Source organism: Pseudomonas marginalis, from assembly GCF_001645105.1.
GTDB lineage: Bacteria > Pseudomonadota > Gammaproteobacteria > Pseudomonadales > Pseudomonadaceae > Aquipseudomonas > Aquipseudomonas petroselini.
This window is the reverse complement of sequence record NZ_LKEG01000026.1, coordinates 24282-35971: the sequence shown is the minus strand read 5'-3', so window position 1 is coordinate 35971 and position 11690 is coordinate 24282. Positions and strand designations below refer to the sequence as shown.

Genomic DNA, 11690 nt, shown 5'->3' with positions numbered 1-11690 from the left:
CCGGCAAGCCGGCGCCTACAGTGGAATGCGGTACAATCCCCGCCCCTCTATGCTCATAGCTGATTCGCCTCGCATGTCGACCTGCTCCGTACACTCACTCCCCTACCGGGCCAACCCCGCCGAGTTTTTTGCGGCGATTCGCCATGCGCCTGGTGCCGTGCTGTTGGACAGTGGCCGACCCGCGGCCGAACGCGGGCGGTATGACCTGCTGAGCGCCTGGCCGCAGGCGACGTTGACGGTATCGCCTGACGAAAGCGGTAGTGATTTCCTGCAACGCTTGCGGGAAAACCTCACCCAGTTGGGGAAAGCGGACTTGCCGACCGGTTACACGCTGCCGTTTGCCGGTGGCCTGATCGGTTACCTGAGCTACGATTTCGGCCGCCACCTGGAACAAATGCCGCATCTGGCCACAGACGATCTGCACCTGCCGGATGCGCGCTTCGGGCTGTATGCCTGGGCATTGATCAGTGATCACCAGGCGCAGACCAGCCAGTTGGTCTTTCATCCCGCGCTGGCCGATAGCGAGCGACACCGCTTGATCGCCTTGTTCAGCCAGGATGTTGTTCACACCTCGGCCACCTTCACACTTCAGGGCAGCATGGCGCCGGACCTCACCGCCGAGGCTTACCGGCAAGCCATCGTGCGTATCCAGGACTACATCCAGGCCGGCGATTGCTATCAGGTCAACTTCGCCCAGCGTTTTCGAGCACCGTGCAGCGGCGATCCGTGGGTGGCTTATTGCGCCCTGCGCGAAGCCTGCCCGACGCCGTTCTCCGGGTTCCAGAGCCTGCCGGAAGACGGCGCGGTGCTGAGCCTGTCGCCGGAGCGTTTCGTGCGCATCGCCGAACGCCAAGTCGAAACCCGCCCGATCAAAGGCACTCGCCCACGGGGTGTGACTCCCGAAGAAGACGCCGCCAACGCCGCCGAACTGCTGGCCAGCCCCAAGGACCGCGCCGAAAACCTGATGATCGTCGACCTGCTGCGCAACGATCTCGGCCGCACCTGCCGCACCGGCTCTGTGAGCGTGCCGGAGCTGTTCAGCCTGGAGAGCTACCCCAACGTGCACCACTTGGTCAGCAGCGTCATCGGCACACTGGCCGACGACAAAGACGCCCTCGACCTGATCGCCGGCAGCTTTCCCGGCGGCTCCATCACCGGCGCGCCGAAGATTCGCGCGATGCAGATCATCGACGAACTGGAGCCAACCCGGCGCGGCTTGTACTGCGGCTCGCTGCTGTACCTAGACGTGCGCGGCGAAATGGACAGTTCCATCGCCATCCGCAGCTTGCTGGTCAAGGATGGGCAGGTCTGCTGCTGGGGCGGCGGTGGGATTGTGGCGGATTCGCAGTGGGAGTCGGAGTATCAGGAGTCGCTGACGAAGGTACGGGTGTTGTTACACACGTTGGAAAACCTGCCTTAGCCACGCCCCTCCTGGCTCTCGGGTGCAGAGCCGCTCGACTGGAAAGAACCTGAATCAGAACGTCTATGGACGGCGTTTGAGCTGGAAGATAGCGTCCAGCCCGTACGCCCAATGGCCGTCTGTGAGGGATCACATGAAACGACTGCTTACCTGTCAGAAATTATTTCCGAGATTGCATCTCACCCAAACCGCATCTATCATCTCCCAAATTGGGAGGTTGCAGCGATGCGAATAATCGCTCTCTCTACCCTAAGACTGTTTTGGGAAAGCCACTCAGCCTATTCCGACGCCAAAACACCGCTGGTCGAGCTGTACCGCCATATGGAAAAAGCGACTTACCCAACACCACAAGCGCTCAAAGCGGAACTTAGAACGGCAAGCATCCTTAAAAGTGGCAGGGTTGTATTCAACGTCGGCGGCAACAAGTATCGAGTAATCATGGCGATCGACTATCAGCGACAGCTTGGGTTCGTACGTTTCGTAGGGACTCACGCGCAGTACGATCAGATCAACGCGGAGACCGTGTGATGAACATCAAACCTATACATTCCCAGGAAGACCTGACCGCTGCGCTCGCACGGGTGGAGCAGCTCTGGGGAGCGGAAATGGGCTCACCCGAAGGGGACGAGCTGGAAGTTCTTGCAGTGCTCATTGAGAAGTACGAGGCAGAGCATTTTCCGATGCCACCTTCGGATCCAGTGGAGGCCATCAAGTTCAGGATGGAGCAACTGGGTATGACCGCCCGCGATCTGGAGCCCTTTATCGGCACCAGTGGGCGGGTGTCGGAGGTGTTGAACCACAAACGCAAGCTGAGCCTGTCGATGATCAAGCGCCTGCATGAAGGCTTGAGCATTCCTTATGAGCGGTTGCTTGCAGGGGTTTAACGGGGAAATGTACGGTGGCTGTACTGGCCCCTTCGCGAGCAAGCCCGCTCCCACATGGGTACGCGTACATCCCGTGGAATGCGGTCGAATGTGGGAGCCGGCTTGCTCGCGAAGAGGCCATCAGCAACGCCGAATAACCTACAAGCTCAACGGCCGATTCGACGCCTTGATAAATTCTTTCTTCAACGCCTCAAACGTATGCACCGCCGGAAACTGCGGGAATTCACGAATCACATTCTCCGGTGCATGGAACAGGATCCCCCGATCGGCTTCCCCCAGCATGGTGGTGTCGTTGTAGGAGTCGCCGGCGGCGATCACGCGGTAGTACAGCGTCTTGAAGGCCAGTACCGATTGACGCTTGGGGTCTTTCTGGCGCAACTGGTAGCTCACCACGCGGTCGTTTTCGTCGGTGATGAGACGGTGGCAGAGCAAGGTCGGGAAGCCCAGCTGGCGCATCAGCGGCTGGGAGAATTCGTAGAAGGTGTCTGACAGGATCACCACTTGGAAGCGCTCGCGCAGCCAGTTGACGAACTCGATGGCGCCGTCCAGCGGCTTGAGGGTGGCGATCACTTCCTGGATGTCGGCGAGCTTGAGGCCGTGTTCATCGAGTATGCGTAGACGTTGCTTCATCAGTACGTCGTAGTCGGGAATGTCCCGGGTGGTAGCCCGCAGGGATTCAATACCGGTTTTTTCGGCGAAGGCGATCCAGATTTCCGGAACCAGCACCCCTTCCAGGTCGAGACAGGCAATTTCCACAAGACACTCCATTTTGATGTTGTTGATTGAGCGAGCAAAAGGACTGCCGAACTCTAGCGATTCAAGCTCGTCGCCGCAACGCAGAGCGTATTTTGATACCATCGCTTCCCTATAGAGCGCTCAGCGCCACTGACCTGTAGGAACCGTCCTGATGAACCAAACCTTCGACGTCGCTGAACTCGCCGCGACTTACGCCAACAAATCCGCCCAGGACATTCTCAAACTGGCGTTCAGCCAGTTCGGTGATGACCTGTGGATTTCCTTCAGCGGCGCCGAGGACGTGGTGCTGGTCGACATGGCCTGGAAGCTGAACAAGAACGTCAAGGTGTTCAGCCTCGATACCGGCCGCCTGCACCCGGAAACCTACCGGTTTATCGAGCAGGTGCGCGACTTCTACAAGATCGACATCGAGCTGATTTCGCCGGACCAGAGCAAGCTGGAACCCTTTGTCAAAGAGAAAGGCCTGTTCAGCTTCTACAAGGACGGCCATGGCGAATGCTGCGGCGTGCGCAAGATCGAGCCGCTGCGCCGTAAACTCGCAGGCGTGAATGCCTGGGCCACCGGCCAGCGTCGCGACCAGAGCCCCGGCACCCGCAGCCAGGTGGCAGCGCTTGAAATCGACACGGCCTTCTCCACGCCGGAACGTACCCTGTACAAATTCAACCCACTGGCGCAGATGACCAGTGAGGAAGTCTGGGGTTACATCCGCATGTTGGAGTTGCCGTACAACAGCCTGCACGAGCGCGGTTTTATCAGCATCGGCTGTGAGCCCTGCACCCGTCCGGTGTTGCCGAACCAGCATGAGCGTGAAGGCCGCTGGTGGTGGGAGGAAGCCACGCAGAAGGAATGCGGGCTGCACGCGGGGAATATCATCAGCAAGGCGTAAGCACTGGCGCGGCAAGAAAATGTGGGAGGGGGCTTGCCCCCTCCCACATCTTGTTTGTGTTTGCCACCAAAGATGTACACACAGATGTAACCATCGGTGCCATTTATGTGTGCAATCCATCTAAACCCGCACCGTTATGTAACACCTTTCCCCACGCATTTTTTGCGCTCTTCTATGTTCCTTTCCGACAGAAAAATAAATAGCTGTTCAAACGGTCAATTTATATCGCTTTCAATTCAGTAAGTTATTTTCACTGACTGCAAAAACGAAATGACCCGCAGTTTTCATAGATCGAAAACTGGCACGCATGTGGCTTAAGGTGAAATGCGCTTTGTATACAATAAATACAAAACCTACATACACTTTGCCATCCGCGGCCCGGCTGCCGATGTGCTGGAGCCTGCCGGAATGCGTACAAGCCTCTCGAACACTATCGCACTGGATCTGCCCTCCTCTTCCCTGAACCCCGAAGCCATGGTTCCCGGTCCGTTGGTACTGAGCCCGCGCCTGCACAACAAGGACCTGGCGCCGACCAAGGTCGAAGGCCGGCGATGGGGGCGTTACAGCATCTTCGCGCTGTGGACCAATGATGTGCACAACATCGCCAACTACTCGTTCGCCATCGGCTTGTATGCGTTGGGCCTGGGCGGCTGGCAGATCTTGCTGTCACTGGGGATCGGGGCGGCGCTGGTGTATTTCTTCATGAACCTGTCGGGCTACATGGGGCAGAAGACCGGCGTGCCGTTTCCGGTGATCAGCCGTATCAGCTTCGGCATCCATGGCGCGCAGATACCGGCGCTGATCCGCGCAGTGATTGCGATCGCCTGGTTCGGTATCCAGACCTACCTGGCTTCGGTGGTGTTGCGCGTGTTGCTGAGCGCGATTCACCCGGGGTTCGCCGATTACGACCACAACTCGATCCTGGGCTTATCAACCCTGGGCTGGGTGTGTTTTGTGGCGATCTGGTTTGTGCAATTGGTGATCCTGGCCTACGGCATGGAAATGGTGCGCCGCTATGAAGGTTTCGCCGGGCCGGTGATCCTGCTGACCGTGGCCGCACTGGCCGGCTGGATGTACTTCCAGGCGGGCGGCCATATTGCCTGGTCGGTCCGCGAGCCGCTGACCGGTGGTGAGATGTGGCGCAATATCTTCGCCGGTGGCGCGCTGTGGCTGGCGATCTACGGCACGTTGATCCTCAACTTCTGCGACTTCGCGCGCTCCTCCCCGTGCCGCAAGACCATCAAAGTCGGCAATTTCTGGGGCCTGCCGGTGAATATCCTGGTGTTCGCCGCAATTACCGTGTTGCTGTGCGGTGGCCAATTCCAACTCAATGGCCGGGTGATCGAAAGCCCCACCGAAATCATCGCCGCCATCCCCAATACGTTCTTCCTAGTGCTGGGCTGCCTGGCCTTCCTGATTGTCACCGTGGCAGTGAACATCATGGCCAACTTCGTCGCGCCGGCCTTCGTGCTGAGCAACCTGGCGCCCAAGTACCTGAACTTCCGGCGTGCCGGGCTGATCAGCGCCACCGTGGCGGTGCTGATCCTGCCGTGGAATCTCTATAACAGCCCGCTGGTGATCGTGTATTTCCTCTCCGGCCTGGGCGCACTGCTGGGGCCGTTGTACGGGGTGATCATGGTCGATTACTGGCTGATCCGTAAAAGCCAGGTAGACGTACCGCAGCTGTATAGCGAAGACCCGAACGGCGTTTATTACTACAGCCGTGGCGTCAATCTGCGGGCGGTGGCGGCGTTCATTCCCGCAGCCGTGATCGCCATTCTCCTGGCCCTGCTGCCCGGTTTCGCCAGCGTCTCACCGTTTTCCTGGATGTTTGGCGCCGGTATTGCAGGGCTGCTGTACTTGCTGATTGCCAAGCGCCAGCCGTTCTACGCCGATGTCAGCGGCGAAAGCATTGCAGTCGATAACGTCAGTCATTAATCAAGGACCTTCCATGCGCATCCTCGTGGCCAACGTCAACACCACCGAATCCATTACTGAAACCATCGCCCAGCAGGCACGGGCGGTGGCCGCGCCGGGCACCGAGATTGTCGGGCTCACGCCTTACTTCGGCGCGGAGTCAGTGGAGGGCAATTTTGAAAGCTACCTGGCGGCCATTGCGGTGATGGACCGGGTCATGGCTTACGACCAACCGTTCGACGCGGTGATCCAGGCCGGCTACGGTGAACATGGCCGCGAAGGCCTGCAGGAGTTGTTGAACGTGCCGGTGGTCGACATCACCGAAGCGGCCGCCAGCACGGCAATGTTCCTGGGGCACGCCTATTCGGTGGTGACCACCCTGGACCGCACGGTGCCACTGATCGAAGACCGCTTGAGATTGGCCGGCCTGTACCAACGCTGCGCCTCGGTGCGTGCCAGTGGGATGGCCGTGCTGGCGCTGGAACAAGACCCACTGGCCGCGATGGAAGCCATCGTGCGCCAGGCGGAACTGGCCATCAGCGAAGACAAGGCCGAGGTGATCTGCCTGGGCTGCGGCGGCATGGCCGGACTGGACGAGCACATTCGCCAGCGCACTGGCGTCCCGGTGGTGGACGGTGTGACCGCAGCGGTGACCATTGCCGAATCGCTGGTGCGGTTGGGGTTGTCGACCTCGAAGATCAGGACTTACGCGACGCCAAGGGCAAAGAAAGTGGTTGGCTGGCCGGGCAAGTTCGGCCGGTGAAGGTCAACTGTGGGAGGGGGCTGGCTCCCTCCCACATTTAGATCGCGCTGAACCTTTGGCCCAGCATCGCTTCAGCAAACTGCTCGATGATGAAATCCACAAACGCCCGGGTCTTGCCGGGCAGCAGTTTGTGTTCGGCGTAATAGATGGAGATGTTGCCGTCGTCGACGTACCAGTCGGGCAACACCCGCACCACCGCGCCACTGTCGAGGAACGGCACCGCCATGGGCATGCTCACCAACGCGATGCCCAGGCCCTGGGCGCTGGCACAGCAGGCGGCTTCGGAGTCGCTCATGGTCATGCTCGGTTTGAGCACCAGCGGGCGGTGTTCACGCTCGATACTGGTCAATTGCCAGGAACGTATGCGGCCGGTTTGGGGAGAGCGAATCAGAATACCCGCGCACCGTGCCAGATCTTCGGGGGTCAGTACGGGCGCTCGCTGCGCCAGGTAGTCCTTTGAGGCAACCAACACCCGATGCGCCGGCGTCAACTTACGCGCCACCACGCCCTGAGGCAGCTCGAAGCCACCGCCAATGGCCGCATCAAAGCCCTGGCCGATCAGGTCAACCTGACGATTATCGAAATGCCAGTCCGGGCTGATATCCGGAAAGCGCTGCATGAACGCCCCCAACAGTGGCACCACATACCGATTACCGAATACCGTGCCCATGCTGACCTTGAGCGTACCCACCGGCCGCCCTTCGGCGCTGGCCAGGTTGGCGACGGCGTTCTGAATGGTGGTAAGGCTGCCGCTGACTTCGTCGAGAAACAGTTTGCCGGCTTCGGTCAGGGTCAGTCGTCGGGTGCTGCGCTGGAACAGGCGCACACCCAGGCGCGCTTCCAGCTTGGCGACACTTTTGCCGACGGCTGCCGGTGTGAGACTCAGGTGCCGGGCGGCCTCGGCAAAGCTGCCACCTTCGGCGCTGCGCACGAAGCATTCGATACTGCCAAAGCTTTCCATATCGCTCACTCTAAACTTTTGGTTTACACAGACTATAGCAATCACGGTCTACCGGTAGGCACTGCCCAGGTCGATACTCGGCTCCATCAACAAGGCATCCCGCCTTGAACAGTTAGGAGATCGACATGACCACACAGAACCTCAGCGGCAAAGTCGCCTTGATTCAAGGCGGTTCGCGCGGCATCGGTGCCGCCATCGTCAAGCGCCTCGCAGCACAAGGCGCAGCGGTTGCCTTTACCTATGTGAGCTCCGCCGCCAAGGCCGACGCATTGCAGAACAGCGTGATCAGCGAAGGCGGCAAAGCCTTGGCGATTCAGGCCGACAGCGCCGATGCGGCCGCGATTCGCAATGCGGTCAACGCCACCGTTGAAGCCTTTGGGCGCATCGATATCCTGGTCAACAACGCAGGAGTGCTGGCCATCGCCCCGCTGGAAGATTTCAAGCTGGAAGACTTTGACCAGACCTTGGCGATCAACGTACGCAGCGTGTTTATCGCGACCCAGGAAGCGGCCAAGCACATGGGTGAAGGTGGCCGCGTGATCAACATCGGCAGCACCAACGCCGAACGCATGCCGTTTGGCGGCGGCGGCCCGTATGCGATGAGCAAGGCGGCGCTGGTCGGGTTGACCAAGGGGTTGGCGCGGGATTTGGGGCCTCGCGGAATCACCATCAATAACGTGCAGCCCGGGCCGGTGGATACCGACATGAACCCGGCGAACAGTGATTTTGCCGAGAGCCTGATCGGGTTGATGGCCGTGGGTCGGTATGGACACGTGGAAGAGATTGCCAGCTTCGTGGCTTACCTGGCTGGGCCGGAAGCCGGTTACATCACCGGTGCAAGCCTGACCATTGATGGTGGCTTCAGCGCCTAGGCTTTCCGCAACACTGCAAAATCAAAGGTGGGAGGAGGCTTGCCCCGTCCCACCTTTTCGAGCGTGTTTTATTCAGGGGAAAGGTGGCAGGCCGTAAGCCGCCAAATCAAAATCCGCGAGCTTGCGGATGATCTGGTCAGCGTGCTGGTACTTGCTGTCGGCCATGGCCTCATCCGGCACGGCGATGGCGGTCATGTGGGCTGCTTTCGCGGCGGTGACCCCAAACGGGGAGTCTTCGAACACTAGGCAATCCTCGGGTGCAACGCCCAAGCGGCGGGCGGCGGTGAGGAAGATGTCCGGCGCAGGTTTGGCGGCGCCGACTTCCGGGTCGTCGGCGGTGACAATGGTCCCGAACAGTCCAAACCATTCACGGTGCAACGTGGTCTTGTGGCCAAACGAATTGCGCGACGAACTGGTACCCACGGCGATCGGAATATTGTGCGCCTTCAAGTGCCGCACCAATGCTTCGGCGCCGGGCATGCCCAAGGCCTTGGGGAAGCGCTCGCTCATCAGTGGTTCACGGATCTCCAGGAACTCGGCCGGTGTAATCGGCAGATCCAGCGCCTTCACGACGTAGTCCGCCAGGTCCTGGGCGCCGCGCCCGATGATGTGCTGCTTGATGCCCCAGTCATAGGTACGGCCGTAGCGTTCGGCGATGATCTGCGTGACTTCGGTGTAGATGCCTTCGGTATCCAGCAACAACCCGTCCATATCGAAAATCACGGCCTTGATCGGACCGACTGCGGTACGCGGTGCATTCATCGCAACAGAACCTTGGGGGAAGACTAAAAGGATTCAGCACAATAACGGCCACGCTTGCACGCAAGCAACCCTTTAGACTATGGACCTCCCCTTTTGAAGTGTGCGTAATGCTCTACCGTCTAGCTGCCGACAGCCTGGTGCTGTTTCACCTCACGTTCATCCTGTTTGTGCTGTTTGGAGGCCTGCTTGCCCTCAAGTGGCGGCCTGTCCTCTGGCTGCACCTGCCGGCTGTGGCCTGGGGGATTGCCGTTGAAGTGTTCCACCTGCCCTGCCCGCTCACTCGATGGGAAAACCTGTTTCGCCATCTTGCCGGGCAAGACGGCTATGGCGGCGGGTTTATCGAGCACTACCTCCTGACCCTGATCTACCCCGCAGGACTGACCCCGCAGATCCAGTTGGGCTTGGGCGCGTTGGTGCTGGCGATCAACATTCTGGTGTATGGGCGGTTGATCCGGCGTTACGGACAGGCTTGAGACAGCTTCACTGGTGAAGAATCAGAGTTCCTCAGTCCCTTCACAGACGCCCCCATGTCCGAAGCCTTCGAAGTCCCCAGCCCCCACGAAAAACACATCGAACACACCACCGAACATGCCCACGGCCGTGGCGACAATTTCGCCAGCCGCATCGCCGTGATGACCGCCCTGATGGCCACCCTCGGCGCGATGCTCAGCTACCAGGCCGGCTCTACCGAAAGCGAGGCGGCGATGGACAAAAACAACGCCGCCATCATCAAGACCGAAGCCGCCAACCAGTGGAATTACTACCAGGCCAAATCCAGCCGGCAGAATCTTGCGGAACTGGCCACCCATATTCCCGGTGTGGACGCGGCGCATTACAAGGATGAGATCGAGCGCTACAAGAGCCAGAAGGAAGACGTGCGCAAGCAGGCCGAAAAACTTGAAGCCACGTCGAAGGAATGGGATGAGAAGTCGGAGCAGGCGTTGCACCAGCATCATCGCTGGGCCCAGGCGATGACAGCGATCCAGATCGCAATTTCATTGGCGGCGATTACGTTGTTGACCCGGCGGGAATGGTTGAAGCGGATGTCGTATGCGGCGGCGGGTGTGGCGGTGGTGTTGGGTAGTTTGGCCTGGCTGCATATCTGACCCCATCAGTTACGGGCAACCGATGTACCCGTGGCGAGGGAGCAAGCTCCCTCGCCACAGTCTATGCAGGGTGTGGCATCGAATCAGGCCTGATCCACCGCACGGCTGTGGTGGAAGTACAGATAAGCCAGCCCAATAGGCGCAATGAAAACCGCCATGGTCCAGCAGATCGCCATGGTGAACACCTTGACGGTCAGCATCAGAATCGCGTTCACGAAGAACACGTTGTTGCCAAAAATGTAATCCATGATGCTTTCGTAAACGAAACGCGCGTAGGGGTAGAGCACGCTGTTGACGACGCAATAGGCCAACGCGCCGAGTGTGAACACACCGGTTTTCGAATGGGTCAGCGCGGTGTAGATCAGTACGGGGAAAATCAGCCCGAACAGAAAATTGCGAATGTAGTACTGGGCAGAAAGCCCGCCGAATGTCTTGCGAAGTATCGGGTGCATTTAGATCCCTCTGAATGGCGTATTGGAAAGGCGGCGACCTTAGCAAGTCCTGGAATTCACCACCAGCGTTTATGAGTCCTTTGCCATTACATCGCTATATAGTAAAAGGAATAACGACCAGTACAGTTCAAACCGAGGAAAAAGCCGGTGACCGCACAACCCAAAGAAGCCGTGGGCGCCGCCTACAGCATCGAATCCATGCGTTACGCCCAAGCCATGACCTGGCAGGCCATTGAACAACTCTCCCAACGCATCCGCCCGGGCATGCTCGAATCCGAAGCCCGCGACCTCGGCAAACAAGTCCTCGCCGACCTCGACATGCAACGCATCTGGCATCCATTGCTGATTCGCTTTGGCGCCAACACCCTCAAGACCTTCAAACAACGCTCCGACGGCGACCCGGTGCTGGGCGACAACGACATCTTCTTCATCGACATGGGCGCCGTCTGGCAAGGCCACGAAGGTGACGCCGGCGCCACCTTCGCCATCGGCGACGACCCTCACATGCACGCCTGCGCCAATGCCGCCAAAGCACTCTTCGACCGCGTACAGGCCCGCTGGAAAAACGACCAAGTCGTCGGCCTGGAGCTTTACCGCTACGCCGAAGAACAAGCCCAGGCCATGGGCTGGCAACTCAACCTCAACATCAAGGGCCACCGCGTCAGCGACTTCCCCCACGCCATCCATCGCGGCGGCGACCTGGGTGATTTCGAGCACTATCCGAATGCTGGGCTGTGGATCCTGGAAATCCAGATCGCCCATCCGAGCAAACCCTATGGTGCTTTTTACGAAGACCTACTCGCTTAGGGGCTGCCTGGGTGTACGTGCAGGCTTGAAGATGAAATTTCTGAATCACTAATTCCATTCTAGGATTACGGGTATTAGAGTGGCGCGCCTTCGAGAATTGAATC

The 11690-nt window shown here is 59.3% G+C and carries 14 protein-coding genes; 10 read left to right on the top strand and 4 right to left on the bottom strand.

The features are described 5' to 3' along the window. The first annotated feature begins 73 nt into the window (after window positions 1-73). The 3 genes from pabB (at window position 74) to AO064_RS05170 (ending at window position 2304) form a co-directional block, all read left to right on the top strand. Window positions 74-1420, top strand: a complete 1347-nt coding sequence (gene pabB / locus AO064_RS05180) for an aminodeoxychorismate synthase component I (RefSeq protein ID WP_064052636.1) — start codon at window positions 74-76, stop codon at window positions 1418-1420. 225 nt (window positions 1421-1645) lie between these two features. Beyond that, a complete protein-coding gene (locus AO064_RS05175) occupies window positions 1646-1948 on the top strand; it encodes a type II toxin-antitoxin system HigB family toxin (RefSeq protein WP_064052635.1) in 303 nt (100 codons plus the stop codon). Beyond that, on the top strand, window positions 1948-2304 hold the full coding sequence (locus AO064_RS05170) for a helix-turn-helix domain-containing protein (RefSeq protein WP_043205753.1): 357 nt from the start codon (window positions 1948-1950) through the stop codon (window positions 2302-2304). The genes AO064_RS05175 and AO064_RS05170 overlap by 1 nt, the downstream gene beginning before the upstream one ends. 138 nt (window positions 2305-2442) lie before the next feature. Here AO064_RS05170 and thrH read toward each other — a convergent pair whose 3' ends face one another. Next, window positions 2443-3060: a bifunctional phosphoserine phosphatase/homoserine phosphotransferase ThrH gene (gene thrH / locus AO064_RS05165; RefSeq protein WP_015885369.1), complete on the bottom strand. Its 618-nt coding sequence runs from the start codon at window positions 3058-3060 to the stop codon at window positions 2443-2445. Window positions 3061-3211: 151 nt separating this feature from the next. Here thrH and AO064_RS05160 point away from each other — a divergent pair, with 151 nt between their 5' ends. From AO064_RS05160 to AO064_RS05150, 3 genes are all read left to right on the top strand, one after another. Then, window positions 3212-3946 (top strand): phosphoadenylyl-sulfate reductase, encoded by a 735-nt coding sequence (locus tag AO064_RS05160; RefSeq protein WP_015885370.1) that lies wholly within the window; start codon window positions 3212-3214, stop codon window positions 3944-3946. Window positions 3947-4354: 408 nt separating this feature from the next. Then, complete coding sequence (locus AO064_RS05155; protein ID WP_064052850.1) at window positions 4355-5884, top strand: NCS1 family nucleobase:cation symporter-1; 1530 nt, start codon at window positions 4355-4357, stop codon at window positions 5882-5884. A gap of 13 nt (window positions 5885-5897) precedes the next feature. Continuing rightward, complete coding sequence (locus AO064_RS05150) at window positions 5898-6626, top strand: aspartate/glutamate racemase family protein (RefSeq protein WP_064052634.1); 729 nt, start codon at window positions 5898-5900, stop codon at window positions 6624-6626. A gap of 37 nt (window positions 6627-6663) precedes the next feature. Here the strand turns inward: AO064_RS05150 and AO064_RS05145 are convergent, their stop codons facing one another. Next, a complete protein-coding gene (locus AO064_RS05145) occupies window positions 6664-7587 on the bottom strand; it encodes a LysR family transcriptional regulator (protein WP_064052633.1) in 924 nt (307 codons plus the stop codon). Between the two features lie 125 nt (window positions 7588-7712). Here AO064_RS05145 and AO064_RS05140 point away from each other — a divergent pair, with 125 nt between their 5' ends. Further along, window positions 7713-8459 carry a 3-oxoacyl-ACP reductase family protein gene (locus AO064_RS05140; protein ID WP_015885374.1) on the top strand — a complete coding sequence of 249 codons (747 nt, stop codon included), beginning with the start codon at window positions 7713-7715 and terminating at the stop codon, window positions 8457-8459. 72 nt (window positions 8460-8531) lie between these two features. Here AO064_RS05140 and AO064_RS05135 read toward each other — a convergent pair whose 3' ends face one another. Next, on the bottom strand, window positions 8532-9221 hold the full coding sequence (locus tag AO064_RS05135) for an HAD-IA family hydrolase (protein ID WP_015885375.1): 690 nt from the start codon (window positions 9219-9221) through the stop codon (window positions 8532-8534). 107 nt (window positions 9222-9328) lie between these two features. Here AO064_RS05135 and AO064_RS05130 point away from each other — a divergent pair, with 107 nt between their 5' ends. Then, window positions 9329-9694, top strand: a complete 366-nt coding sequence (locus tag AO064_RS05130) for a DUF2784 domain-containing protein (protein WP_064052632.1) — start codon at window positions 9329-9331, stop codon at window positions 9692-9694. 54 nt (window positions 9695-9748) lie between these two features. After that, on the top strand, window positions 9749-10327 hold the full coding sequence (locus AO064_RS05125) for a DUF4337 domain-containing protein (protein ID WP_015885377.1): 579 nt from the start codon (window positions 9749-9751) through the stop codon (window positions 10325-10327). Window positions 10328-10410: 83 nt separating this feature from the next. Here AO064_RS05125 and AO064_RS05120 read toward each other — a convergent pair whose 3' ends face one another. Next, window positions 10411-10779: a hypothetical protein gene (locus AO064_RS05120; protein WP_064052631.1), complete on the bottom strand. Its 369-nt coding sequence runs from the start codon at window positions 10777-10779 to the stop codon at window positions 10411-10413. Between the two features lie 147 nt (window positions 10780-10926). Here AO064_RS05120 and AO064_RS05115 point away from each other — a divergent pair, with 147 nt between their 5' ends. Further along, window positions 10927-11586 carry a M24 family metallopeptidase gene (locus AO064_RS05115; RefSeq protein ID WP_064052630.1) on the top strand — a complete coding sequence of 220 codons (660 nt, stop codon included), beginning with the start codon at window positions 10927-10929 and terminating at the stop codon, window positions 11584-11586. Window positions 11587-11690: the final 104 nt, after the last annotated feature.

Coding starts and splice junctions, on each gene's coding strand:
- pabB (WP_064052636.1), top strand. CDS start 74: ATGTCGACCTGCTCCGTACACTCACTCCCCTACCGGGCCAACCCCGCC.
- AO064_RS05155 (WP_064052850.1), top strand. CDS start 4,355: ATGCGTACAAGCCTCTCGAACACTATCGCACTGGATCTGCCCTCCTCT.
- AO064_RS05145 (WP_064052633.1), bottom strand. CDS start 7,587: ATGGAAAGCTTTGGCAGTATCGAATGCTTCGTGCGCAGCGCCGAAGGT.
- AO064_RS05150 (WP_064052634.1), top strand. CDS start 5,898: ATGCGCATCCTCGTGGCCAACGTCAACACCACCGAATCCATTACTGAA.
- AO064_RS05160 (WP_015885370.1), top strand. CDS start 3,212: ATGAACCAAACCTTCGACGTCGCTGAACTCGCCGCGACTTACGCCAAC.
- AO064_RS05175 (WP_064052635.1), top strand. CDS start 1,646: ATGCGAATAATCGCTCTCTCTACCCTAAGACTGTTTTGGGAAAGCCAC.
- AO064_RS05120 (WP_064052631.1), bottom strand. CDS start 10,779: ATGCACCCGATACTTCGCAAGACATTCGGCGGGCTTTCTGCCCAGTAC.
- AO064_RS05140 (WP_015885374.1), top strand. CDS start 7,713: ATGACCACACAGAACCTCAGCGGCAAAGTCGCCTTGATTCAAGGCGGT.
- AO064_RS05130 (WP_064052632.1), top strand. CDS start 9,329: ATGCTCTACCGTCTAGCTGCCGACAGCCTGGTGCTGTTTCACCTCACG.
- AO064_RS05135 (WP_015885375.1), bottom strand. CDS start 9,221: ATGAATGCACCGCGTACCGCAGTCGGTCCGATCAAGGCCGTGATTTTC.
- AO064_RS05170 (WP_043205753.1), top strand. CDS start 1,948: ATGAACATCAAACCTATACATTCCCAGGAAGACCTGACCGCTGCGCTC.
- AO064_RS05125 (WP_015885377.1), top strand. CDS start 9,749: ATGTCCGAAGCCTTCGAAGTCCCCAGCCCCCACGAAAAACACATCGAA.